Origin of the sequence: Piscibacillus salipiscarius, from assembly GCF_042685285.1 — a bacterium.
GTDB lineage: Bacteria > Bacillota > Bacilli > Bacillales > Alkalibacillaceae > Piscibacillus > Piscibacillus salipiscarius.
Genome location: NZ_JBHUMZ010000016.1, coordinates 31,219 through 56,024 on the forward strand (window position 1 = coordinate 31,219; position 24,806 = coordinate 56,024).

Sequence of the window (24,806 nt, forward strand, 5' to 3'; positions counted from 1 at the left end):
TGATTCCTTCATAAGTCACTGATCTGTAATTTTGAAACAATAGGAGGAACAAAAGATGTTGGATTTCGAATCAAATGTTGACCAATTAGCAAAAATAAAAGTAATCGGTTGCGGTGGTGGCGGAAGCAACGCTGTCAACCGTATGATTGAACATGGTGTTCAAGGTGTTGAATTTATCGCTGTAAACACTGATGCTCAAGCTCTTAATCTATCAAAAGCTGATACGAAGCTTCAAATTGGTGAAAAGTTAACTAGAGGCTTGGGTGCCGGAGCTAATCCTGAAGTGGGTAAAAAAGCAGCTGAAGAAAGTAAAGAATTAATTGAAGAAGCATTAGCGGGTGCAGACATGGTATTCGTAACTGCTGGTATGGGTGGTGGAACAGGAACAGGAGCTGCCCCAGTTATAGCTCAAATTTCTAAGGAATTAGGTGCATTAACAGTTGGAGTCGTTACTCGTCCATTCCTATTTGAAGGTCGTAAACGTTCTACACAGGCGACTACAGGTGTTGATTCACTTAAAGCAAGCGTTGATACATTAATTGTCATTCCAAATGATCGTCTACTTGAAATTGTTGATAAAAACACGCCAATGTTAGAAGCATTCCGCGAGGCGGATAATGTATTACGTCAGGGTGTACAAGGTATTTCTGACTTAATCGCAGTACCAGGTCTAATTAACGTAGACTTTGCAGACGTCAAAACAATCATGGAAGATAAAGGTTCCGCATTAATGGGTATCGGTATTGCCACTGGTGAGAACCGCGCAACCGAAGCAGCGAAAAAGGCAATTTCTTCTCCACTACTAGAAACATCAATCGATGGAGCTCATGGCGTTCTTATGAACATTTCTGGTGGAGCTAACTTAAGCTTATTTGAAGTACAAGAAGCTGCAGAAATTGTGACCTCAGCTGCGGACCAAGAAGTCAATGTTATTTTTGGTTCTGTAATTAATGAGAATCTTAAAGATGAGATTGTTGTAACGGTTATTGCAACTGGTTTTGATGAAACGAAAAAAGAAGACCATAATCAAGGTCCAGTTTATCAACAAAAACCTGTTCAGAGCAATTCTTCATTAGGTGGGCAGTCGCAACAACAACAAGCTCCAAGACAGGAGCCAACTAGTCGCAGACCATCTTTTGAAGAGGATACGTTAGATATTCCAACATTCTTAAGAAACAGAAATAGAGATCGATAAGTTTTCTCTCCTTCTTAATTCTAAGAATAGAAAAACTTTAATAATTAAGAGGTTATCCAAAAGTCTCTAAAATAATCAGAGACACCAAACGTGATTTTCAACTATCACGTTTGGTGTCTCTCTTTTTTTGGCTTGGGTATCTACTGGGATACTGTCAATTACTATATATTTCATGGGACTGTAAATTAAGTCAATTATTACACTCTTGCAGGTAACGTACACGAGACTCCCAGCGGGAAAAGCGAGGCTAGCGAGATCCATAGAACGGAACAAAGTTGAGTTCGAAGGGGCTCGGAACCACCCGCGGAAAGCGAAATGTATTCAGGTGTGTTGTTCTAAGGTCAATCAATTTGAAGGTAACGATCTTAAAAGAGTCAGGCGTGAAAAGAAGAATTAGGAGTAAAATTCGTCTAATTAGCAGATTAATGATCTTTATTTTCAGTTGATATTATACAGCGGTTTAGTTTCTTGAAATATCTTTATTTAGTTAACAAATTTATTAGACAAAAGCTTTCAAAATTAGATGATAAAAGAGCCGAAAAATTGACATGATTTTTCGGCTCTCTTTTTTATACTTTTAATAAATAGATTATTGAATGGATTAAATCAAAATTAATATGACTAATTTAACTAGGAGAAGCCTATGCAAATCTACCTGGATTTAATTTGGATACTCAATCTCATATTTGATTGGTTAGTCTTGCTCGTAGTTGCATGGGCTGTCAGGCAACCATTTTCACAATTACGAATCTTTCTTGCTAGCTTATATGCTTCATTAATAGTACCCTTGTCGTTTGTCCAGGGATTGGACTGGCTTAATTGGCCATTAGTTAAATTGGTTTATTCAGTTGGCATTATACTGATAGCGTTTCCTTTTGATTCGATTCGACGCTTTGTCATTTATATGTTTAGTTTTTACTTTATTAATTTTTCAATAGGGGGTGGCTTATTTGCATTACATTACTTCTTGCAATCACAACAAGTTGATTTGCCCTGGTTAAGTCATGTAGCTTACGGCAATATGGTGAGTTGGGTATTTGTTTTAATTTTCTTTCCAATCTTTGTATATTTCACCAAAGATCGATTACAGAAATTATCCGTTATTAAATTGCAACATGAACAGATTTACGATGTCGCGGTACATATAGATGAGCATCGTAATTACTATTTAAAAGGTTTTTATGATACAGGTAATCAATTAACGCACCCACTTACGAATAAACCCATCATGCTGATTGATGAACTAACGGCACAAAACTGGTTTGGTAAACAAAAGGTAGATGAATTGAAAACAAAACCATTCGATCAGCCTGATTTTGAAACACCATTTGAATATATACCACTCAAAAAAGCAGGAGGGGATATGGGGTATATTCCTGTTTTTCAAGTGCAAAAAATTTCCATAAGAGTTCGAGAATTTATCCATTCTTCAAGAAGAGTGTATGTAGGCATTCACTTCGGAGAGTTTTCTAACAGCATGTCATATAATTGTTTACTTCATCCACTGCTATTTCAGTCGAAAAATACTAAGGTTCAACATGTGAAAGGAGTAATCTAATGAAGCGTTTATGGTATCGTATTAAATTTTTCTTCTTAACAATTATCCTAAAACTTAAAGGAAAACCTGATGAAATCTATTATATCGGAGGCAGTGAAGCTCTACCTCCACCTTTATCAAAAGAAGATGAAAAAGAAATGCTTGACCGTGTGGCTAACGGGGATGATACGGCGAAGTCTAAACTGATTGAACATAACTTAAGGTTAGTCGTTTACATTGCCAAGAAATTTGAAAATACGGGCATTCATATTGAAGATTTGATTAGTATTGGTTCTATAGGATTAATAAAAGCTGTTAATACTTTTAACCCTGAGAAAAACATTAAATTAGCAACTTACGCTTCGAGATGTATTGAGAATGAAATTCTGATGTATTTACGAAGAAATAATAAACGAAAGACAGAAATTTCATTTGATGAACCTTTAAATGTGGATTGGGATGGCAATGAGCTTTTATTATCAGATGTTCTGGGTACTGATGAAAATATCATTACGAAGGATTTGGACTTATCTGTTGATAAAAATTTATTAAAATCAGCTTTATCGAAGTTGAACGGTAGAGAGAAACAAATCATGGAGATGCGTTTTGGATTAAGTGGCCATCAAGAACAAACACAAAAAGACGTAGCTGAACAGCTGGGCATATCTCAGTCTTATATTTCCCGCTTGGAGAAAAAGATTATTCGTCGATTGAAAAAAGAGTTTAATAAGATGGTTTAATTTTCTTTCCCGTTGTCTTGAACAAAGGTTCAAGATCCAGACGGGATTTTTTTGTTTATAAAAAATTATTTGATTTAGACTAATCAATATAGATTGTGACTGGATTTGCCGTATTTTGTCTAAATTGTATAAACCACATATAAAATTATGAAAATAATACATGCCGCATAAAAACTTTCGTTATGGAGACACTTTAAACTGAACATTATCTCCATACGGGAGGGGCATACATGTCAAGACATAAAGTGGAAATATGCGGTGTAGATACATCGAAGTTACCAGTCTTAACGAATGAAGAAATGCGAGAATTATTTAGAAGAATGCAGTCAGGAGAAATGGAAGCTAGAGAAGAATTAGTAAATGGGAACTTAAGATTAGTACTTAGCGTCATTAAACGATTTAACCACAGAGGAGAAAATGTTGATGACCTGTTCCAAGTTGGTTGCATTGGACTAATGAAATCCATTGATAACTTTGACCTTGGACAAAATGTTAAATTTTCAACCTATGCAGTTCCGATGATCATTGGAGAAATCAGAAGATATTTAAGAGATAATAACCCAATTCGAGTGTCAAGGTCATTAAGAGATATAGCTTATAAAGCTTTACAGGTGAAAGAACAGTTAATGAGTAAAACTTCTACAGAGCCAACGACTCAAGAAATTGCACGGGAAATGGACGTGCCTCAGGAAGATGTAGTATTTGCATTAGATGCCATTCAGGATCCGGTATCGTTATTTGAACCGATTTATAACGATGGGAGTGATCCAATTTTCGTACTGGATCAGCTTAGGGATGATAAACAAAAAGACTCTTCTTGGCTTAATGATTTAGCAATTCGTGAAGGCATAAAAGGGTTAAATGACAGAGAGAAGCTGATCATTAATCAAAGGTTTTTTGAAGGGAAAACTCAAATGGAAGTAGCTGAGGAAATCGGTATTTCTCAAGCACAAGTGTCTAGGTTAGAGAAATCAGCCATTAAAGAAATGAATAAAAATGTATTAGAAAATTAGATTTTTACGTAGTCCCGAGATTTTCGGGGCTATTTTTTTATGTAGACTCATATATGTATGACAAAGGGGTGATGTTCGTGTTATTAACTGAGCTTCAAACAAAGGATATTATTAATGTCGAAAATGGCCAAAAAATTGGTTATATCAATGATTTAGAAATAGATGTGACGGTAGGTGTCGTCTTAGCACTTGTTGTAACAACTCGTAGTAAGATGTTCGGGCTCTTTGGTCAAGATGAAGAATTGTTAATTCGTTGGTCCAATATTGATACCATTGGAGAAGATGTTATATTAGTTCGTTTACCCCAAGCGAATAGACAAATTGAATGAAGAAAAATGTTGTAATCTATGATAAAATGGGGGTATTACAAGGAGCGGAGTTTAATAATGGAAATATTACAATTAGTTGATGATGTTTTAAAAGTGACACCTTGGAATCAATCAAAAGTACAAGCTGGTTTTTCAACACGAAAAGGTGGCGTGAGTGAATCACCATATCAATCAATGAATTTAGGAATTCATGTAAATGATTCAGAAACAGCAGTTTTAAAGAATCGTGAAATTTTCAGTCAGAAAGCTAATACTGATTTAAGTAGTTGGAAAGCTGTCAACCAAGTACATAGTAATAATATCATGGATTTATCAAAAGAATCTGGGGGACATCAATACAACCATCATCATCCTGAGGTTGATGCGGATGGTATGATAACGAACCAAGTGGGTCAGGTTTTAACTGCTTTTTATGCTGACTGTGTTCCGTTATTATTTAAGTCAAAAGATGACCATTGGATCGGTATTGCTCATGCTGGATGGAAAGGGACTGTCAGCGAAATTGGACCTAAAATGGTTCACTTATTTAATGAAAAAGGAATTGATTCCAAGAATCTCGAGGTCGTTATCGGACCATGTATATCCAAGAACAACTACGAAGTGGATCAGCGTGTTGCCGATCATGTTCCGGAAAAATTTCACTCGGAAGTACTAATGCCAACCAGAGAAGGACATTATTTATTAGACTTAAAACGACTAAATACTTTATTTTTAGTCGACAATGGGGTTAATGAATCCTCAGTTTATATTACTAACTATTGTACATTTAATGATGAAGAATGGTTATTCTCTCATAGAAGAGATCAAGGCAAAACAGGACGAATGATGGCTTATCTTTATAAACAATAAACTACAAGATGTACAAGAGGGGATGGCATATGTCAATTCAATCTAATTTTGAACATATTAAAAATCGAATTTCACAAGCTTGTCGGCGAGTCAATAGAGAAGAAGACGTACAAGTTATTGCAGTTACCAAATATGTAACTGTAGAAACAGCTAAGGAAGCTGTTGATGCAGGGGTAACTGAACTGGGTGAGAATCGAGTAGAGGGTTTTAACGAAAAACACGAGGCAATTGGAGATGCTGTGAATTGGCATTTTATCGGCACGTTACAATCTAGAAAGGTTAAGAATATTATTCAGGATGTTGATTATATTCATTCTTTAGACCGCAGCTCTTTAGCAAAAGAAATTAATAAGAGAAGCGACCGAACTGTGCCATGTTTTGTACAAGTTAATACAAGTGGTGAAGATTCAAAACACGGTTTAAATCCTGAGAACGTAGAATCATTTGTAGAACAATTAAAAGAGTATGAAAATATTAAAGTGGTAGGACTCATGACCATGGCTCCTTTAACAGAAGATGAGCAGCTCATTAGAAATTGTTTTAGAAAATTGAGAGCACTACGAGAACATGTGCAGGCTTTAAATTTAGATTATGCACCATGTACATATTTATCAATGGGAATGAGTAATGATTATGAGATTGCGGCTGAAGAAGGTGCAACTCATATTAGAATAGGTTCAAGTTTAGTAGGCAACGAGACAACATAGGGGGGCTAGCCATGGGATTTAAAGAGAAAATAAAATCTTTTTTTGAATTTGACGAGTATGAAGAAGTAGATGAACCTGTTCGCAGGCAATCAGAGCAGATGGACACTGAACAAACCGAAACGAAATCTAAAGATAACGTTGTAAGTCTAACATCAATCCAGCAGGATGCTAAGATGGTTCTGTGTGAGCCTCAAGATTACGATGAAACTCAGGAGTTAGCAGATTATCTCAAAAAGCGTCAATCTATTGTTGTGAACCTGCAACGCTTAGATTCGCAAACTGGACGAAGAGTCGTTGATTTCCTAAGTGGTACTGTTTATGCACTAAACGGTAATATTCAAAGGTTAGGTCAACAGACGTTTCTTTGCACACCTGAACACGTCAATATATCAGGAACCATAAGTCAATTGTTTGAAGAAGATGAACAATTTAATAGAAAGTAGGTAAATAGTTATGTTAACGTTAGCTAATATCATTATATTAGGACTAGAAATTTATTCCTTTGCATTAATTGCTTATATTTTAATGTCTTGGTTTCCAGGTGCTAGAGAATCTTCAATTGGTCAGTTTTTAGCCAAAATTTGTGAACCGTTTTTAGAGCCATTTAGAAAAATCATTCCACCATTAGGTATGATTGATATTTCACCAATTGTTGCGATAATCGTATTGCAGTTAGCCAAGGAAGGCGCAAGAGTCTTATTCTATAGCTTATTATTCTAAGCGTTATAGGAAGGAATAGTTATGGATTTATACCAGCATTTTAGAGCAGAAGAACAAGCATTTATCGATCAAGCATTAGACTGGAAAGAGCAAGTTGAACGTCAGTACAAAATCGTCGTGACAGACTTTTTAGACCCGAGAGAGCAAACTATTTTTGAATCAATCATTGGTAAAAATGATGAACTTAAACTTTCATTTTTCGGTGGATATGATCAGGCAGAGCGTAAGCGAGCAATACTTGCACCTTTTTACGAAGATATAAATGATCGATTATATCAATTAACGGTGTTACAAGGATCTTATCATCAAAAATTTGTCACGCTAAGTCACCGGGACGTATTAGGAACATTGATGTCTTTGGGGATTCAACGAAAAAAGGTTGGAGATTTAATTGTTGATGATGGTACATTTCAAATAATTTTAGATAAGGAAATAGCCGTATTTGTTCAAATGCAGTTAACGAAAATAAAAAACACAAGTATTAATCTGTCTGAGATATCATTTGATGAAATTTTGCAGCCTGAACATGAGTGGGAAGAGAAAGATACAACTGTTTCATCTACTAGGCTCGATGTTGTTTTAAAAGAAATTTATCAAATGAGCCGGCAAAAAGCTCAAGATTTTATAAAGAAAGAAGCAGTTAAGGTCAATTATCGCATTGTTAATGATTCTTCATTTAATGTAGAACCTGGTGATCTTATTTCGTTAAAGAAAAAAGGAAGAAGTAAGGTAATTGATATATTAGGGGAAACAAAGAAACAAAAATATATCATGCGAGTTGCGAAATTAAAATAAAAAAATGAAGGATTTATACAGTTATTGTCGAATATTAACAGTAATCTAGCGACGTATGAGTACAATAAAGGGGGCAAAATAATGGGACTAACGCCATTAGATATTCATAATAAAGAATTTACTAGAGGTTTTCGCGGTTATGATGAAGATGAGGTAAATGAATTTCTCGATCAAGTTATTAAAGACTTTGAGAAAGTAATTCGTGATAAGAAGTCTCTAGAAGATAGAGTGGCAGAATTAGAAGATAAAAACAGTCACTTTAATAACATTGAAGAAACGTTAAATCGTTCGATTTTAGTTGCTCAAGAAACAGCAGATGAAGTAAAGAACAACGCGAATAAAGAAGCAAAGTTAATTATTAAGGAAGCAGAGAAAAACGCAGATCGAATTGTAAACGAAGCGTTAGCAAAATCTAGAACGGTAGCAATGGAAATCGAAGAGCTAAAAAAGCAAGCTAAAGTATTCCGTACGAGATTAAAAATGCTAGTTGAAGCGCAATTAGATATAATAGATAATGATGACTGGGAAGATCTATTCCAAGTCGAAACTAATGAAGAAGATGATCATCACATTGGTGAATATTCTACTTCTGAATAATTTTTCTTGACGAAATTCGCATTTTTCCATATAATTTCATATCGTATAAGCATATATTAATTAATTCTAAAACGAAGATGGGAATAGTAATTAAGAGTTCATCGTTTAAGCGAGCTAGGGATGGTGCGAGCCTAGTAACGACCTTTTAATGAAAATCATCCCGGAGTCCCTTTTTGAATGAAGTAGAAAAGGGCGGTTCATTCACGTTACGAATGTCGAGTGGAATAGTTTAAATAACTATTCAATGAGGGTGGTACCGCGAGCTTTTTCGTCCCTATTTTGGGATAAAAAAGCTCTTTTTTATTTTTAAAGATTTTTGTGAAGAATTGTAAAAGGACGTCTTTAATAACGTTAATAAGTTTGAGGAGGATTTGTATGAGTTATAAGGATACACTGTTAATGCCAAAAACAGAATTCCCAATGCGCGGCAATTTACCAAAACGCGAGCCCGAAATGCAAGAGCGATGGGATCAAGAAAATATTTATCAAAAGGTACAAGAACGAACAAAAGGTCGCCCGTTGTTCGTTTTACACGATGGCCCTCCGTATGCGAACGGTGATCTACACATGGGGCATGCACTTAACAAAATTTTAAAAGATTTTATTGTGCGTTATAAATCTATGTCTGGCTATCATGCACCATATGTTCCGGGGTGGGACACTCATGGTTTACCAATTGAAGTAGCGCTTACAAAGAAAAAGAAAATTAAACGTAAAGAGATGAGCGTTGCTGAATTTAGGAAGCTATGTGAAGAATATGCTCTTGATCAAATTGACCGTCAACGTGAACAATTTAAGCAACTAGGTGTTCGTGGTGATTGGGATCATCCATATATCACATTAAAACCAGAGTTTGAAGCCCAACAAATACGAGTATTTGGTGAGATGGCTAAACGAGGTTATATTTATAAAGGGAAAAAACCTGTTTACTGGTCACCGTCATCGGAATCAGCTCTAGCAGAAGCGGAAATTGAATATCAGGATAAGCGTTCACCTTCAATCTATGTTGCTTTTGATGTAACAGAAGGTAAAGGCGTTTTAGACGGAGATGAGAAGATCGTTATCTGGACAACAACTCCTTGGACCATTCCAGCTAACTTAGCTATTGCTGTACATCCTGATTTAGAGTATGCAGTTGTCGAAGTAGATAATGCTAAATACGTCATTGCTCATGATTTATTAGAAGAAGTAACCCAAAAACTAGAATGGGAAAACCCATCAGTAGTTAAAACATTAAAAGGTTCTGACTTAGAAAAAGTGGTTACTAGACACCCATTCTATGATCGTGATTCTCTAGTTATTTTAGGGGAACACGTAACAACCGAGTCAGGTACTGGATGTGTACACACGGCACCAGGACACGGTGAAGATGACTTTTGGATTGGTAAACAGTACGGTTTAGATGTTTTATGTCCAGTAGATGAAAAAGGTGTATTTACAGAAGAAGCTCCTGGTTTTAAGGGGCAGTTCTATGATAAAGCTAATAAGGAAATCACTCAGAAGTTAGAAGAAGTAGGTGCATTATTAAAACTTGAATTCATGACGCACTCTTACCCACATGATTGGCGTACGAAGAAGCCAACTATTTTCCGTGCAACGTCTCAGTGGTTTGCATCTGTTAAAGATTTCAGAGAGCAGCTTCTTCAAGCTGTTAAAGATGTAAATTGGCACCCTCACTGGGGTGAAATTCGTATGCATAACATGGTTAAAGACCGTGAAGATTGGTGTATTTCTCGTCAACGTGTATGGGGGGTTCCAATACCAGTATTTTATGGTGAAAATGGAGAGCCAATTATTACTGAAGAAACCATTGACCATGTAAGCAGTTTATTTAATGAACACGGTTCAAATGTTTGGTTTGAACGTGAGGCTAAAGATTTATTACCTGAAGGGTTTACACACCCATCAAGTCCAAATGGTGAGTTCACGAAAGAAACAGATATTATGGATGTTTGGTTCGATTCAGGTTCTACCCATCAAGGGGTATTAGTTGAGCGTGACGATTTAGACCGTCCTGCAGACCTTTATTTAGAAGGTTCTGACCAATATCGTGGTTGGTTTAACTCATCTATAACAACGTCTGTTGCTGTGACAGGTAAAGCTCCTTATAAAGGAATTTTAAGCCACGGCTTTACGCTAGATGGCGAAGGCCGTAAGATGAGTAAATCACTTGGTAACGTCATGGTTCCATCTAAGATCATGAAACAGCTTGGTGCTGACATTCTTCGTTTATGGGTAGCCAGTACTGACTATTCCGGAGACGTACGAGTATCAGATAACATTTTAAAACAAGTTGCTGAAGTTTATCGTAAGATTCGTAATACGTTCCGTTTCTTACTTGGAAACTTACATGATTTTGAACCTGCGAAAGACAAAGTAGATGAAGCAAACCTAGAAGAAGTGGATCGCTACATGCTCATTCGTCTGCAGGAAACGATTCGTAAAGTTCGTAAAGCTTATGATGAGTATGAATATTCAACGATCTATCATACGATTAACAATTTCTGTACAGTAGATTTAAGTTCATTCTATCTAGACTTTGCGAAAGATATTTTATATATCGAAAATGCAGATAATCATCGTCGTCGCAGCATCCAAACAGTGTACTATGAAATGATCGTCTCATTAACTAAGTTAATGTCACCAATCTTATCTCACACAACTGAAGAGGCTTATCAGTACATTCCTGGGGTTGAAGAAGATAGTGTTCAACTAACAGATATGCCTGAACCTCGCGCAGTTGAACAAGAAGCAACTATTAAAGAAAAATGGGAACAATTCATGGAAGTACGTGAGGATGTTCTAAAAGCATTAGAAGAAGCACGTGCGGATAAAATTATCGGTAAATCATTAGAAGCTAAAGTAACGATTGTGCCAAAAGACGAGTCAACCATGGATTTGTTAGAGTCAATGCAATATTTACATCAGTATCTAATCGTTTCCGAAGTCAAACTAGCTCAAAGTAACGATTTAGCAAAATCTTATGATCGTGTGTCAGTTGCAGTTGAAAAACACGACGGAGAAAAATGTCAACGCTGCTGGGTGTCATCCCACACAGTTGGAAAAGATGTCCAACACCCAGATTTATGTGAACGCTGTGCAGGCATTGTAGGTTAAATTATAAGTTTAAAAGAAGGGTCTTAATAGTCATGAACTTGACTGTTAAGGCCCTTTTAATTAATTTTATAGGAACCTTGATGATTAATAATCAATCGTTAATTTTTCATTTTTGTGGTAAAATGCAATAGGATAGCAATTTATGGAGGTAGCAACGTGAGATACTATGTCATTACACTACTAATTGTTTTATTTGATCAAGCAACAAAGTGGATGGTTGCATTAAACATGAATCTATATGATTCTTACGAAGTTATACCAGGTTTTTTCTGGATTACGTCACACCGAAATACCGGAGCGGCTTGGGGAATCTTAGAAGGACAAATGTGGTTATTTTATATTGTCACTGTCATTGTGATAGGTATTCTTATTTATTACATGCAACTATATAAAAACAGCTACCCATGGTTAATGATTGGATTTGCCTTTATATTAGGTGGTGCGATTGGTAACTTTATTGATCGTATTTTTCTTCAAGAAGTGATTGATTTTATTGATTTAAATATTTTTGGATATGATTTTCCAATCTTTAATTTAGCTGACTCAGCACTAACTGTAGGGGTTATTTTAGTGATTATCATGATGTTAATTGATGAAATGAAGAATAAAGGGAAGAAAGTAGATGAGTAAACAGAAGGTTATTGTAAATGAGACATACCAAAATAAGCGAATTGATAAGGTGTTAACTGATTTAAACAAGGGTGCATCAAGGAGTCAAATTCAATCCTGGATTAAAGATGGCTACGTTTTAGTTAACGGTGAGAAAGTTAAAAGCAATTACAAATGCCAATTAAATGACGAAATTGTATGGGAAGAGCCTGAAGTTCAAGAACTAGAAATTGAACCAGAAAATATCCCGCTTGATATTCATTATGAAGATGAACATCTTTTAGTCGTTAATAAAGCGAAAGGAATGGTTGTTCATCCGTCTCATGGTCACCGTACAGGAACTTTAGTTCATGCTCTTCTATATCATTGTCAAGATCTTTCGGGAATTAATGGTGTTTATAGACCGGGAATCGTGCATCGAATCGATAAGGATACAAGTGGTTTACTAGTCGTGGCCAAGCATGATCGAGCTCATGAGATTTTATCGTCACAGTTACAAGATAAAAAAGTAAAACGCTCCTATGAGGCCATCGTGCATGGTGTTATTGAACATGACAAAGCAACGATTGATGCACCTATCGGAAGAGATCCTGATGATCGTCAGAAAATGGCAGTTGTTGAAAGTGGAAAACCAGCTGTTACACATTTTTCAGTTGCCCGTCGTTTTGAAAACTTTTCACATGTTTATTGTGATTTAGAAACAGGCCGTACACATCAAATTAGAGTTCATTTCCAATATATCGATCATCCGTTAGTCGGTGACCCTAAATACGGAAGACGTAAAACGTTAGACGTTCAAGGTCAGGCTTTACATGCAAGAAAGTTATCATTTACACATCCTATAACAGAGGAAGAATTAAGCTTCACCTGTGAAGCTCCAGATATTTTTCAAGAAACGTTAGAAAAAGTTGCGAAAATGTATTGACTTTAAATCAGAATCGGTTAAAATAAACAATTAGAATATAAAACCTTTAAGCATAGTCCAGAGAGGCTATCAAGGTGACGGAACTTAAGTAGGGATTAGTGTAACTATAACCTCTTTTGTCACCTTGTGTGCCAAAAGAGGTTTTTTATATAATGAAGAGGAGGGATGTCATGAAGGAAAAAACACAACTTCTAGACCAAGCAGCGATTGCAAGAGCTATTAAGCGGATATCCCATGAAATTATTGAACGTAACAAAGGAACAGATGATTTAATTTTAGTTGGGATTAAAACTAGAGGGTTGCCACTTGCTAAGCGAATTCAAAAGAACATCGAACAAATTGAAAACGTAACAGTGGAAACAGGGGAATTAGACATTTCGTTATATCGAGACGATTTATCAAATCGAGACGATGTTGATGAAGCAACCGTCAACCAGCGAAACATCCCGCAAGATATTATCGGTAAAACGATTATATTAGTCGATGATGTATTATACACTGGACGTACAGTTCGAGCTGCCATGGATGCAATAATGGATCTTGGAAGACCGAAAATTATCCAGTTGGCTGTACTAGTCGATCGAGGCCATCGTGAGCTCCCGATTCGAGCTGATTATGTCGGTAAAAACATCCCAACTTCTCAAGAAGAAGTTATAAAGGTTCAATTAGAAGAATCTGATGAAATGGATCAAGTAAGCATTTATGAATAATTAAATACAAACCTTTAAATGTAGTCCAGAGAGGCTAAAAAGGTTGTGAACGTAGACTTGTCATATCCTACTCGAGGAGTAGTATGTACAGGTATACCTCTTTGCGACCTTCGCAAAGAGGTTTTTTTATGAAAAAGTTTTAAATTCATATCAATGAAGGTCAATCCTTCTAAGGAGGAAGAAAGATGAACGAAAATGAGAAAGTATTAGATATTAGAGACGTACCGAACTTAAGCAAATGGTTAATTTTAAGCCTTCAACATTTATTTGCCATGTTTGGGGCTACAATTTTAGTACCATTTTTAACAGAGATGTCACCAAGTGTTGCGTTAATTACAAGTGGACTTGGTACTTTGAGCTATTTAATGATTACTAGAGGACGTATACCTGCTTACTTAGGGTCGAGTTTTGCTTTTATTACACCTATTATAGTAGCAACCCAAGTGGAAAGCTTGGCAGGAGCTATGGTTGGGGCATTTTTAGTAGGTGTCGTTTATGGAATAGTTGCTTTATTGATTCGAATGGCTGGGGTGGATTGGTTACTAAACCTATTACCTCCAGTAGTTGTTGGGCCGGTCATTATGGTTATCGGATTAGGGCTAGCACCAACTGCAATCGACATGGCTATGAATGATGCGGACGGAAATTATAGCTTAACATTGATTGGAATTGCACTTGCGACGTTAACGATTACCATTATAGCCTCGATCTTCTTTAAAGGGTTTTGGAAAATCATCCCGATTTTATTAGGTATACTTGGCGGGTATTTGGTTGCCCTCTTTGCTGGAGTAGTCAATACACAAGAGATTAAATCTAGTTGGAGTGAGCTAACGAGCGCAGGTTCCATCACGGAATTCTTCTCAGCTGTTTTTACAAAACCTGAGTTTCTAATTCCGTTTGTTGATTTCTCACCTTTCGATGTCATTAGTTGGTCCATTGTAGGAATCATGGTTCCAATCGCGCTTGTCACAATCACAGAGCACATTGGTGATCAGATGGTGTTATCAAAAGTGACAGGGCAAAATTTCATAAAAAAACCAGGACTTCATCGTTCAATCTTAGGAGATGGGTTGGCAACAGTCATTGCTTCAATGTTAGGTGGACCGCCAAACACGACGTATGGCGAAAATATTGGAGTATTAGCGATTACTAGAGTATTTAGTGTGTTCGTCATAGGGGGAGCAGCAGTACTTGCGATTTTCTTCGGGTTTATCGATATCATCGCAGTATTAATTGAATCGATTCCTACAGCAGTTATGGGCGGAGTTTCGATTCTATTATTCGGGATTATCGCTTCTAGTGGACTTAGAATGCTGATTGATAACAATGTAGATTTAGGACAGAACAGAAACTTAATTATCGCATCGGTAATCCTAGTGATAGGTATTGGAGGCCTGTATATTGAACTGCAGCTTCCGAATTTTGATCTACAAGTTTCAGGCATGGCACTTTCTGCGATCGTGGGTGTGATTTTAAACCTCATATTACCTGGAAGAGAAAAAGCATCCCGAAACCAAGATCAAATGTTTAAAGCAGATTCGAAAGAAAAGAAAGCAAGCTAACAAAGGGGTGTGTCGATTGAATCTACTTTCTATTCAAGATTTATCGAATGAACAGATTTATAGAATTTTAGATGATGCTCATGCTATACAACATAATCGAGAATTGGCTTTAAATGCAACTGGTGCCCTACTTTTCTATGAACCTTCCACCAGAACTAAAATGAGTTTCGAAATGGCTTGTATGAATTCAGGAGTAAATCTATTATCTTTCACTCCTGAGACATCAAGTGTTATAAAAGGTGAATCCCTCTACGACACAGTTAAAACAATGGAAGCACTTGGGGCTAATTTTGTTGTCATTAGACATAAGCAAGAGAAATATTTTGAGAAGTTAAGAAATCTCTCTATTCCGATTATCAATGCAGGTGATGGGACTGGGGAACACCCGACCCAGAGTTTGCTAGATTTACATACGATTAGACAAGAGTTTGGATCGTTTCATAATTTAAATGTTGTCATCAGCGGAGATATTATTCATAGCAGAGTCGCGCGGTCGAACGCGTATGCATTAGATCGCCTTGGGGCTAACGTATTATTAGTTTCAAAACCAGAATGGCGAGATTCAAGTTTACCATTTGACTACATAGAGATGGATGAAGCGTGTAAAGTAGCGGACGTCTTAATGTTATTAAGGGTACAGAAAGAAAGACATAGCTTAGGGAATCAAGATGAAAATTACTTAGAAAATTACGGTCTTACACTTCAAAGGGAAAAGCTTATGAAACCAAGCAGTATCATCATGCACCCTGCCCCTGTTAATCGAGGCGTTGAAATTGATTCATCACTTGTAGAATGTGAAAGGTCGAGGATTTTTAAACAGATGAAAAATGGTGTAGCGATTCGCCAAGCAGTTATACAAGTGTGTTTACAAAAAGGAGGCATAATTTATGACATTACTCATTAAAAACGCAAATGTCTTAGAACAAGGATTGGTTGATGTATTGATTGAGGAAGACAAGATCAAAGCTATTGGAACAGAATTAGATTCAACAAATATGGAAGTGGTTGATGCAAAGGGCCAATTCTTATTTCCAGGTTTTGTTGATATTCATGTTCATTTACGTGAACCAGGTGGTGAATCAAAGGAGACAATTGAGTCTGGTTCAATAGCTGCAGCTAAAGGCGGGTTTACAACTGTATGTTCCATGCCTAATACAAACCCAGTACCAGATTCAATGGAACAGCTTCAGAATGTATTAGATCGAATAAATAAAACTTCACACGTTCGAGTGTTACCTTATGCATCAATTACTAAAGAACAAGAAGGGCAAGAACTAGTAGATATTAATATATTAAAAGCTCAAGGTGCTTTTGCCTTTACAGATGATGGAGTCGGCGTTCAGTCAGCACATATGATGTATGAAGCAATGAAAAAGGCTAAACAAGCAAATGCATCCATTGTTGCGCATTGTGAAGAGAACACTTTAGTTTATGGTGGAGTCATGCAAAGTGGAGAGAAAAGCTTAGAGCTTGACTTACCCGGCATCCCTTCGATTAGTGAATCGACTCAAATTGCAAGGGACGTATTGTTATCAGAAGCAACAGGTTGCCATTATCATGTTTGTCATGTTAGCACGAAAGAATCTGTTAGAGTAATTCGTGATGCCAAACGAGCAGGTATCCCTGTAACTGCAGAAGTCTCACCTCATCACATAATTCTAACTGAAGATGATATTCCTTCTAATGATGCGAATTATAAGATGAACCCTCCGCTAAGATCAAAGGCTGATCGACAAGCATTAATTGATGGCTTGAAAGACGGTACGATTGATTGTATCGCTACCGATCATGCTCCTCATACCGAACAAGAAAAATCGAATGGATTCCTCAATTCGCCATTCGGAATCGTCGGTTTAGAAACCGCATTTCCATTACTATATACACATACTGTAAAAAAGAATATGTTTTCATTGAAACAATTAGTTGATTGGATAACGATTAAACCTTCACGCATTTTCGGACTACCTTACGGTCAATTAAACATCGGTTCTACAGCTGATCTTGTGTTAGTTAATTTAGAAGAATCGCAAACTATTGAACCGGATCAATTTGCATCAAAAGGTCGGAATACCCCGTTTGTTAATTGGGAGGTTCAAGGTATTCCAGTTATGACGATCTTAGAAGGTGAAATTGTATGGAGAAAGGATGAACTATATGTCTAATCGTTACTTAATATTAGAAGATGGCTCTGTGTTTCAAGGTAAAGCTTTTGGTGCACCAGTTCAAGAGAAGTTTGGTGAAGTTGTCTTTAATACAGGTATGACTGGGTATCAGGAAACACTTTCAGACCCATCCTACTGCGATCAATTTGTAGTGATGACCTATCCTTTAATAGGAAATTACGGTATAAATCGTGATGATTTTGAAACCATTACGCCATCAATATCTGGCCTTATCGTGAAACAGGCTACGGAATATCCTTCTAACTTCAGAAAGGAATGGTCATTGAATGATTATTTTAAACAAAAGAACATTCCTGGATTGTCAGACATTGATACAAGACGATTGGTCAAAACAATTCGAGAAAGAGGAACGATGAAAGGTGTTATGGTTGATTCAATTGAGAATTTATCTGAGATCGAGTCCAATCTAAACGATTTCACCTATCGAAACGATCAAGTTAAACGAGTTTCTACGGTCAAACCATATGTGGTCCCGGGTAAAGGCGAACGAATCGTGTTAGTAGATTTCGGCATGAAGCATGGCATATTAAAAGAATTTACTGAGCGTCATTGTCATGTCACAGTGGTTCCGTATAATACCTCTTCTGATGAAATTCTGCAGCTCAAGCCTGATGGAGTCATGTTATCAAATGGACCTGGAAACCCTAAAGATGTTCAAGAAGGTATTGATCTAGTAAAAGGTCTCATGGGTAAAGTACCGGTTTTTGGAATCTGCTTGGGTCATCAATTAATTGCTCTTGCTTGTGGAGCCGATACACATAAGATGAAATTCGGTCACAGAGGCGGCAATCATCCAGTTAAAGATTTACGAACAAAGGAGGTATGGATGACATCTCAAAATCATGGATATGCCGTGACACCGGAATCATTAGGTCAAACTAGCCTAACAATTACGCAAACAGCGCTAAACGATGGCACGATTGAAGGTTTAGAACATGAACAATATGACATGTTTTCAGTTCAGTATCACCCAGAAGCATCACCTGGACCACAAGATTCCAATCAATTATTCGATCTTTTCTTATCAAGAATAAATGGAGGGATTATCCATGCCTAAACGTACAGATATTAACAAAATATTAGTGATCGGTTCCGGGCCAATTATTATCGGGCAAGCAGCCGAATTTGATTATGCAGGAACGCAAGCTTGTCAAGCTCTTAAGGAAGAAGGTTATCAAGTCGTACTGGCGAATTCTAACCCTGCGACGATTATGACAGATGAAACGATGGCAGATGAAATTTATATGGAGCCATTAACCCCTGAATTTTTAACAAAAATTATACGTAAAGAACAACCTGATGCTATTTTACCTACACTGGGAGGTCAAACAGGGCTTAATATGGCCATGGAATTAGATCGCAGGGGTATTTTAGAAGAGTATCAAGTTGAAATACTAGGTACAAAGCTAAGCGCAATTGAGCAAGCAGAAGACCGTGATTCATTCAGAAGCTTGATGTATGAACTTAACGAACCTGTTCCAGAAAGCGAAATTGTTCAATCTATTGATGAAGCGTTAGATTTTGCAAATTCCATTGGCTATCCAGTCATTATACGACCAGCTTATACGATGGGCGGAACTGGGGGAGGTATTTGTGAAACGGAACAAGAATTAATTGAAATTGTACGTAATGGACTCGATGCTTCCCCAGTCAATCAATGTTTAATTGAAAAAAGTATCGCAGGTTTCAAAGAAATCGAATATGAAGTGATGCGCGATGGTGAGGATCATGCGATAGTTGTTTGTAATATGGAAAATATTGATCCAGTTGGCATACATACAGGTGACTCAATCGTTGTAGCACCTTCGCAGACGTTAAGCGATCGTGAATACCAAATGCTTCGAAATGTGTCACTTAGAATTATTAAAGCTCTTCAAATAGAAGGTGGATGTAACGTTCAGTTAGCTCTCGACCCATATAGCTTTGATTATTATGTCATTGAAGTTAACCCGCGAGTAAGCAGATCATCTGCATTAGCTTCAAAAGCAACGGGTTACCCGATTGCAAGAATTGCTGCAAAAATAGCTGTTGGGTTAACACTTGATGAAATGATTAACCCAGTGACTGGTTCTACTTATTCGCATTTTGAACCTGCACTTGATTATGTGGTCACGAAAATCCCGCGTTGGCCATTTGATAAGTTTCATGCTGCCAATCGTAAGTTGGGCACACAAATGAAAGCGACTGGTGAAGTAATGGGGATTGGACGTACGTTTGAAGAATCACTGCTCAAATCAGTACGTTCTTTGGAGATTTGTACAAATGATCTCTATTTACCTAATGTTGAAAGCATTTCAATGGAAACTTTGATGATACGGTTAAAAACAGCTGACGATGAAAGGTTATTCCTAATTGCCGAGGCATTTAGACGAGGGTTTACGTTGGAAGATGTTCATCAATACACTGAAATTGACTTATTCTTTTTGTATAAATTAAAAGGACTATTAGATTTAGAGAAACAATTACAAAAGAGTGCGTGGAATCTTATTCTACTAAAAGAAGCGAAAGAAAAAGGTTTTATGGATGAGACAATTGCTAGATTATGGGGAGTTTCAGAAGAAGAGGTTCGCTCGTTTAGACTAACGAATGAGCTAGCACCAGTCTATAAAATGGTTGATACCTGCGCAGCTGAATTCACTTCAGAAACGCCGTACTTTTATAGCTCTTATGAAGAAGAGAATGAATCGTTTGTGACGGACCGTAAGAAGGTTTTAGTCATAGGGTCAGGTCCAATTCGAATTGGGCAAGGAATAGAGTTCGATTATGCAACGGTACACTCGGTATTAGCTCTTAAAGATGCTGGTTATGAGGCGATTATTATGAACAATAATCCTGAAACCGTATCAACTGACTTTCAAATTTCCGATAAATTATATTTTGAGCCATTAACTTTAGAAGATGTGTTAAATGTCATTGATTTAGAAAAACCTGACGGTGTCATCGTTCAATTTGGTGGTCAAACGGCCATTTCCTTAGTCGATGGTTTAGAACAATATGGTGTACCGATTTTAGGTACATCTAAGCAATCAATCGATCAGGCTGAAGATCGTGATCAATTTGAACAATTGCTAGAAAGTTTATCCGTTCCAAGACCTGATGCAAGAATTGCTACTAGTGAAGAGCAAGCGATTGACCAAGCTAAACAACTAGGTTTCCCAGTATTAGTGAGACCATCATACGTTCTTGGCGGGAGAGCAATGGAAATTGTTTATGACGAAAGTGATTTAAAACACTACATGAAATATGCAGTTGAAGTCCATCAAGATAAACCTGTATTAATCGACCGTTATTTAACAGGGGTTGAACTAGAAGTAGATGCCATATGTGATGGGGAAACAGTTGTGATTCCAGGATTAATGGAGCATATTGAACGCGCAGGAGTTCACTCGGGTGACTCGATTGCTGTTTATCCTACACAGAACATTTCAAAAGATATTAAAGAACGCTGCGTTGACATTACTAAGAAAATTGCTAATGAACTGCAGGTTATTGGTCTTATCAACATTCAATTTGTTTACCACGAAGGTGAAATTTATGTGCTTGAGGTGAATCCGAGATCAAGCAGAACGGTTCCGTTTTTAAGTAAAATTACTGGGGTGACGATGGCTAACATAGCTACCCAAGTTATGTTAGGAAAAAGTCTAACAGAACTAGGATATGCTGATGGCGTCATTCCAGAGAAAGATTTAATCTCTGTAAAGGTACCTGTTTTTTCTTTTGAAAAATTAAGAAGTGTCGACATCACCCTAGGACCTGAGATGAAGTCGACAGGAGAAGTCATTGGAAGGGATTATCAACTAGAGAAAGCTTTATATAAAGGTATTACTGCTTCCGGTCTTAATATTCCGACTGAAGGAGCCGTTTTATTAACGGTTGCAGACCCTGACAAATTAGAAATGCAGGCTATTGCAAATCGATTTCATGCTATTGGTTTTGAACTTTATGCAACAGATGGATCGGCAAGAGCGATCGAATCGATGGGGTTACCTGTCCAAACGGTTAATAAAATTGGTGCGAATAATAACCTGTTAGATTTAATTGAGTCCGGGAAAGTTCAGTTTGTCATCAACACATTATCTAGAGGAAAACAGCCTCACACAGATGGATTTAGGATACGACGTGAAGCCGTTGAACATGGTGTGGCGTGCTTAACATCATTAGATACAGCTAGGGCAATTTTAAGTGTGATTGAATCAATGACTTTTACTGCTCAGCCTATGCCAAAACAAGAAGTGGCGGTGCTGACTTAATGTTTCGTAAGGAGATGAAAATAGAGTCTAATAGATTAATTGCCTTAGACACTTATGAGATGGTACTTGAAGGAGACCTAGTTCAGTATATTAAAAACCCGGGACATTTCATTCATATACAAATTGGAGAAGGAACAGCGCATATGCTGCGTCGTCCAATCTCCATTGCAGACTACGACAAACAAATAAATCAATTAACGATCATCTATAAAGTATTTGGAGAAGGAACGGATTGGTTAGCTCGGCAATTACCTGGGGGACAAATCAATGTATTAGGTCCCCTTGGAAATGGTTTTGATTTGAGTGGTATCCAGGGTCAGACAGTCATAGTTATTGGCGGAGGAGTAGGAGTTCCGCCCTTATATAATCTAGTCAAACAGTTGAACAGTCAGTTTAACGACGTTACAGCCATTTTAGGTTATCAGTCAAAGGTATCAATCTTTTATGAAAAAGAATTTAAAGATTTAACTCAAACTTACATAGCAACTGATGATGGTACTTACGGTTATGATGGACTCGTCACGGATGTTATTAGAGAGTTAAGATTTTCATACGACCATTATTTCAGCTGTGGACCGACGGGGATGTTAAAAGCTGTGCAGCACCAATTATCAGATATTGATGGCTATATATCTATTGAAGAACGGATGGGCTGCGGGGTAGGGGCGTGTTTTGCATGCGTCTGTCAAGCAGATAATGACAAAGGTTACGTTAAAATCTGTCAGGACGGTCCTGTGTTTCATGCTAAAGAGGTGACATTATGAATCTATCAGTACAATTAGGAGGATTAACATTAAAAAATCCAGTAATGCCAGCTTCAGGATGCTTTGGTTTTGGCCAAGAATTTAGTCAATTTTATGATCTAAACACTCTTGGTGCCATCGTGATTAAAGCTGCAACAGGGGAAGCCCGGTTTGGAAATCCGACTCCTCGCGTAGCGGAAACGTCTTCAGGAATGCTAAATGCGATTGGTTTGCAAAATCCAGGTGTTGATCAAATTATCAAACAAGAATTACCATTCTTAGAGCAATTTGATACACCAGTCATCGCAAACGTAGCTGGTAGTTCAGAGGAGGAGTACGTGATAGTTGCAGAGAAACTATCGAAGGCAAGTACGGTTAAAGCTCTTGAATTAAATATTTCATGTCCAAATGTTAAAGAAGGCGGTATACAATTCGGTACAGATCCTGAACTAGCCTATCAGTTAACGAATAAGGTGAAAAATGTATCGAGTAAACCGTTATTCGTTAAGCTTTCTCCTAATGTCACGAATATCGTATCGATGGCAAAAGCAGTAGAAGAAGCGGGGGCAGATGGACTATCGATGATTAACACATTAACTGGCATGAAGATCGATTTAAAGACAAGAAAGCCACTCATCGCCAATGAAACGGGTGGTCTATCGGGACCAGCTATTAAACCAATTGCCATAAGAATGATTCACCAGGTCCGTCAAGTATCTAATATTCCCATTATCGGGATGGGAGGTATAACCACTTCAGAAGATGTGCTTGAATTTTTATTGGCAGGGGCCGACGCAGTAGCAGTTGGGACAGCCAATTTTCAAAATCCATATGCTTGTAAGGACATCATAGATGAACTGCCACGTGCTTTCGAAAAATTTGGTTATAATTCTTTAAATGAGCTTAAGGGAGTTGTATCCACATGAAATCTTCCATCTATATCGCGTTAGATTTTCACACTAAAAAAGAGGCATTAGATTTCCTCGATGTGCATCAATTAAATGAAGCTCCTGTTAAAGTTGGTATGCAGCTATTCTATCGTGAGGGGCCACTACTTATACAAGAATTAAAGAAGCGTGGTCATTCTATTTTTCTAGACTTAAAATTACACGATATACCGAATACAGTTTATCATGCCATGAAAAGTTTAGCTCACCTTGATGTTGATATAGTTAATATACACGCATCAGGCGGATTAGACATGATGAAAGCAGCTAAAAAAGGTCTGGAGAAAGGGAGCGCGACGAAAATTCCATTGTTATTGGCAGTCACGCAACTAACCTCGACGGATGATCTCATGTTGTCTAACGAACTATTAATTAAAGAGCCTATGGAACAGGTCGTTCTTTCTTATGCAGAATTAGCTAAGCGTGCTGGCGTAAATGGAGTCGTATGCTCCGTAGCGGAATCTAAGTTTATTAAACAGTTGTGCGGGACTGAATTTGTAACGGTTACCCCTGGTATTCGCCTTAAACATGATCACGCAGATGATCAGAAGCGAATCGCAACCCCATCTCAAGCTAGGTTTTCAGATCATCTCGTTATGGGCAGGAGTATTACACAATCAAAGAACCCAAAAGCTGCGTATAAGCGGGCATTAAAGGAGTGGAATCATGAGTATAGCGAAACAACTAATTAATATTGGTGCCATAAAGTTAGACCCAGAGAATTATTTTACTTGGACATCCGGAATCAAGTCACCGATCTATTGTGATAATCGAATAATTATTTCATTCCCAAAAGTCAGGAAATCTGTTATAGAAGCCATGTTACAAGAGATTAAGACAAATTTTAAAGAGGTTGAAGTCATCGCCGGTTGTGCAACAGCAGGAATTCCACACGCAGCTTGGATTGCTGATCAGTTAGATCTTCCAATGGTCTATGTTCGCGACAAAGCTAAAAGCCACGGGTTAAACAACCAGATTGAAGGTCAAATAGGCAATGGTGAGCGAGTACTTGTTATTGAAGATTTAATCTCAACTGGAGGAAGTTCCATTAAAGCAGCTAATGCGGTTGAAGAAGCCGGAGGAGAGGTATTAGGTATTTTATCTATTTTTTCATATAACTTGATGAAGAGTCAAAAAAATATGAAAGAACATGGATATGAATCTTATAGTTTATTAACATTTGATACGTTACTCCATGAGCTTGTAGAGAGCGGCGATTTTGATACAAACCAGATGAACACCTTAATAGAATGGCGTAATAATCTTTAAGTGTTTTAG

24 protein-coding genes and 1 other annotated feature are annotated in these 24,806 nt (G+C 37.3%); all 24 genes read left to right on the plus strand.

The window, feature by feature from the left end; genetic code table 11:
- Positions 1–55 precede the first annotated feature (55 nt).
- A complete protein-coding gene (gene ftsZ / locus ACFSW4_RS04885) occupies positions 56–1,195 on the plus strand; it encodes a cell division protein FtsZ (protein ID WP_377327815.1) in 1,140 nt (379 codons plus the stop codon).
- A 643-nt stretch (positions 1,196–1,838) separates the two neighbouring features.
- Positions 1,839–2,753, plus strand: a complete 915-nt coding sequence (gene spoIIGA, locus ACFSW4_RS04890) for a sigma-E processing peptidase SpoIIGA (protein WP_377327817.1) — start codon at positions 1,839–1,841, stop codon at positions 2,751–2,753.
- Positions 2,753–3,472, plus strand: coding sequence for an RNA polymerase sporulation sigma factor SigE (gene sigE, locus ACFSW4_RS04895; RefSeq protein WP_377327819.1), 720 nt, complete (start codon positions 2,753–2,755; stop codon positions 3,470–3,472). The genes spoIIGA and sigE overlap by 1 nt, the downstream gene beginning before the upstream one ends.
- A 230-nt stretch (positions 3,473–3,702) precedes the next feature.
- Complete coding sequence (gene sigG, locus ACFSW4_RS04900; protein ID WP_054751594.1) at positions 3,703–4,485, plus strand: RNA polymerase sporulation sigma factor SigG; 783 nt, start codon at positions 3,703–3,705, stop codon at positions 4,483–4,485.
- Between the two features lie 77 nt (positions 4,486–4,562).
- Positions 4,563–4,814, plus strand: a complete 252-nt coding sequence (locus tag ACFSW4_RS04905) for a YlmC/YmxH family sporulation protein (RefSeq protein WP_377327821.1) — start codon at positions 4,563–4,565, stop codon at positions 4,812–4,814.
- A 57-nt stretch (positions 4,815–4,871) separates the two neighbouring features.
- Positions 4,872–5,663, plus strand: a complete 792-nt coding sequence (gene pgeF, locus ACFSW4_RS04910) for a peptidoglycan editing factor PgeF (RefSeq protein WP_054751592.1) — start codon at positions 4,872–4,874, stop codon at positions 5,661–5,663.
- 29 nt (positions 5,664–5,692) lie between these two features.
- Positions 5,693–6,370, plus strand: a complete 678-nt coding sequence (locus ACFSW4_RS04915; RefSeq protein ID WP_054751589.1) for a YggS family pyridoxal phosphate-dependent enzyme — start codon at positions 5,693–5,695, stop codon at positions 6,368–6,370.
- Positions 6,371–6,381: 11 nt separating this feature from the next.
- Positions 6,382–6,813 (plus strand): cell division protein SepF, encoded by a 432-nt coding sequence (locus ACFSW4_RS04920; protein WP_377327823.1) that lies wholly within the window; start codon positions 6,382–6,384, stop codon positions 6,811–6,813.
- A gap of 10 nt (positions 6,814–6,823) precedes the next feature.
- The gene (locus ACFSW4_RS04925; RefSeq protein ID WP_377327825.1) at positions 6,824–7,090 is read left to right on the plus strand and encodes a YggT family protein; all 267 of its coding nucleotides are present in this window, start codon (positions 6,824–6,826) and stop codon (positions 7,088–7,090) included.
- A 21-nt stretch (positions 7,091–7,111) separates the two neighbouring features.
- Positions 7,112–7,885 (plus strand): YlmH family RNA-binding protein, encoded by a 774-nt coding sequence (locus ACFSW4_RS04930; RefSeq protein WP_377327827.1) that lies wholly within the window; start codon positions 7,112–7,114, stop codon positions 7,883–7,885.
- Positions 7,886–7,966: 81 nt separating this feature from the next.
- Positions 7,967–8,482: a DivIVA domain-containing protein gene (locus ACFSW4_RS04935; RefSeq protein WP_054751584.1), complete on the plus strand. Its 516-nt coding sequence runs from the start codon at positions 7,967–7,969 to the stop codon at positions 8,480–8,482.
- 65 nt (positions 8,483–8,547) lie between these two features.
- Positions 8,548–8,761, plus strand: a binding site (T-box leader).
- Positions 8,762–8,857: 96 nt separating this feature from the next.
- Complete coding sequence (gene ileS / locus ACFSW4_RS04940) at positions 8,858–11,599, plus strand: isoleucine--tRNA ligase (protein WP_377327829.1); 2,742 nt, start codon at positions 8,858–8,860, stop codon at positions 11,597–11,599.
- A 156-nt stretch (positions 11,600–11,755) separates the two neighbouring features.
- The gene (gene lspA, locus ACFSW4_RS04945) at positions 11,756–12,229 is read left to right on the plus strand and encodes a signal peptidase II (RefSeq protein WP_054751582.1); all 474 of its coding nucleotides are present in this window, start codon (positions 11,756–11,758) and stop codon (positions 12,227–12,229) included.
- Positions 12,222–13,133, plus strand: a complete 912-nt coding sequence (locus tag ACFSW4_RS04950; RefSeq protein WP_377327831.1) for an RluA family pseudouridine synthase — start codon at positions 12,222–12,224, stop codon at positions 13,131–13,133. The genes lspA and ACFSW4_RS04950 overlap by 8 nt, the downstream gene beginning before the upstream one ends.
- Positions 13,134–13,303: 170 nt before the next feature.
- Positions 13,304–13,843, plus strand: a complete 540-nt coding sequence (gene pyrR, locus ACFSW4_RS04955) for a bifunctional pyr operon transcriptional regulator/uracil phosphoribosyltransferase PyrR (protein ID WP_054751580.1) — start codon at positions 13,304–13,306, stop codon at positions 13,841–13,843.
- 185 nt (positions 13,844–14,028) lie between these two features.
- Entirely contained in the window at positions 14,029–15,405 is a 1,377-nt protein-coding gene (locus tag ACFSW4_RS04960; RefSeq protein ID WP_377327833.1) for a uracil-xanthine permease family protein, read from the plus strand.
- A 16-nt stretch (positions 15,406–15,421) separates the two neighbouring features.
- A complete protein-coding gene (locus tag ACFSW4_RS04965; protein ID WP_054751578.1) occupies positions 15,422–16,309 on the plus strand; it encodes an aspartate carbamoyltransferase catalytic subunit in 888 nt (295 codons plus the stop codon).
- On the plus strand, positions 16,293–17,567 hold the full coding sequence (locus tag ACFSW4_RS04970; RefSeq protein WP_377327835.1) for a dihydroorotase: 1,275 nt from the start codon (positions 16,293–16,295) through the stop codon (positions 17,565–17,567). Before ACFSW4_RS04965 ends, ACFSW4_RS04970 begins: the two co-directional genes overlap by 17 nt.
- Positions 17,560–18,645 (plus strand): carbamoyl phosphate synthase small subunit, encoded by a 1,086-nt coding sequence (locus tag ACFSW4_RS04975; protein WP_054751576.1) that lies wholly within the window; start codon positions 17,560–17,562, stop codon positions 18,643–18,645. Before ACFSW4_RS04970 ends, ACFSW4_RS04975 begins: the two co-directional genes overlap by 8 nt.
- On the plus strand, positions 18,638–21,838 hold the full coding sequence (gene carB, locus ACFSW4_RS04980) for a carbamoyl-phosphate synthase large subunit (RefSeq protein ID WP_377327837.1): 3,201 nt from the start codon (positions 18,638–18,640) through the stop codon (positions 21,836–21,838). Before ACFSW4_RS04975 ends, carB begins: the two co-directional genes overlap by 8 nt.
- Positions 21,838–22,602, plus strand: coding sequence for a dihydroorotate dehydrogenase electron transfer subunit (locus ACFSW4_RS04985; RefSeq protein WP_377327839.1), 765 nt, complete (start codon positions 21,838–21,840; stop codon positions 22,600–22,602). Before carB ends, ACFSW4_RS04985 begins: the two co-directional genes overlap by 1 nt.
- A complete protein-coding gene (locus ACFSW4_RS04990) occupies positions 22,599–23,507 on the plus strand; it encodes a dihydroorotate dehydrogenase (RefSeq protein WP_377327841.1) in 909 nt (302 codons plus the stop codon). The genes ACFSW4_RS04985 and ACFSW4_RS04990 overlap by 4 nt, the downstream gene beginning before the upstream one ends.
- Complete coding sequence (gene pyrF, locus ACFSW4_RS04995) at positions 23,504–24,220, plus strand: orotidine-5'-phosphate decarboxylase (RefSeq protein WP_377327843.1); 717 nt, start codon at positions 23,504–23,506, stop codon at positions 24,218–24,220. The genes ACFSW4_RS04990 and pyrF overlap by 4 nt, the downstream gene beginning before the upstream one ends.
- Entirely contained in the window at positions 24,195–24,797 is a 603-nt protein-coding gene (gene pyrE / locus ACFSW4_RS05000) for an orotate phosphoribosyltransferase (RefSeq protein ID WP_377327845.1), read from the plus strand. Before pyrF ends, pyrE begins: the two co-directional genes overlap by 26 nt.
- Positions 24,798–24,806: the final 9 nt, after the last annotated feature.

Bases quoted from the DNA above. Each gene is read 5' to 3' on its own strand.
- ACFSW4_RS04950 (WP_377327831.1), top strand. From the start codon at position 12,222: ATGAGTAAACAGAAGGTTATTGTAAATGAGACATACCAAAATAAGCGA.
- pyrF (WP_377327843.1), top strand. From the start codon at position 23,504: ATGAAATCTTCCATCTATATCGCGTTAGATTTTCACACTAAAAAAGAG.
- pyrE (WP_377327845.1), top strand. From the start codon at position 24,195: ATGAGTATAGCGAAACAACTAATTAATATTGGTGCCATAAAGTTAGAC.
- ACFSW4_RS04985 (WP_377327839.1), top strand. From the start codon at position 21,838: ATGTTTCGTAAGGAGATGAAAATAGAGTCTAATAGATTAATTGCCTTA.
- ACFSW4_RS04935 (WP_054751584.1), top strand. From the start codon at position 7,967: ATGGGACTAACGCCATTAGATATTCATAATAAAGAATTTACTAGAGGT.
- ACFSW4_RS04920 (WP_377327823.1), top strand. From the start codon at position 6,382: ATGGGATTTAAAGAGAAAATAAAATCTTTTTTTGAATTTGACGAGTAT.
- ACFSW4_RS04970 (WP_377327835.1), top strand. From the start codon at position 16,293: ATGACATTACTCATTAAAAACGCAAATGTCTTAGAACAAGGATTGGTT.
- ftsZ (WP_377327815.1), top strand. From the start codon at position 56: ATGTTGGATTTCGAATCAAATGTTGACCAATTAGCAAAAATAAAAGTA.
- ACFSW4_RS04975 (WP_054751576.1), top strand. From the start codon at position 17,560: ATGTCTAATCGTTACTTAATATTAGAAGATGGCTCTGTGTTTCAAGGT.
- carB (WP_377327837.1), top strand. From the start codon at position 18,638: ATGCCTAAACGTACAGATATTAACAAAATATTAGTGATCGGTTCCGGG.
- ACFSW4_RS04930 (WP_377327827.1), top strand. From the start codon at position 7,112: ATGGATTTATACCAGCATTTTAGAGCAGAAGAACAAGCATTTATCGAT.
- ACFSW4_RS04990 (WP_377327841.1), top strand. From the start codon at position 22,599: ATGAATCTATCAGTACAATTAGGAGGATTAACATTAAAAAATCCAGTA.
- ACFSW4_RS04925 (WP_377327825.1), top strand. From the start codon at position 6,824: ATGTTAACGTTAGCTAATATCATTATATTAGGACTAGAAATTTATTCC.
- pgeF (WP_054751592.1), top strand. From the start codon at position 4,872: ATGGAAATATTACAATTAGTTGATGATGTTTTAAAAGTGACACCTTGG.
- spoIIGA (WP_377327817.1), top strand. From the start codon at position 1,839: ATGCAAATCTACCTGGATTTAATTTGGATACTCAATCTCATATTTGAT.
- ileS (WP_377327829.1), top strand. From the start codon at position 8,858: ATGAGTTATAAGGATACACTGTTAATGCCAAAAACAGAATTCCCAATG.
- ACFSW4_RS04915 (WP_054751589.1), top strand. From the start codon at position 5,693: ATGTCAATTCAATCTAATTTTGAACATATTAAAAATCGAATTTCACAA.
- pyrR (WP_054751580.1), top strand. From the start codon at position 13,304: ATGAAGGAAAAAACACAACTTCTAGACCAAGCAGCGATTGCAAGAGCT.
- sigG (WP_054751594.1), top strand. From the start codon at position 3,703: ATGTCAAGACATAAAGTGGAAATATGCGGTGTAGATACATCGAAGTTA.
- ACFSW4_RS04960 (WP_377327833.1), top strand. From the start codon at position 14,029: ATGAACGAAAATGAGAAAGTATTAGATATTAGAGACGTACCGAACTTA.
- sigE (WP_377327819.1), top strand. From the start codon at position 2,753: ATGAAGCGTTTATGGTATCGTATTAAATTTTTCTTCTTAACAATTATC.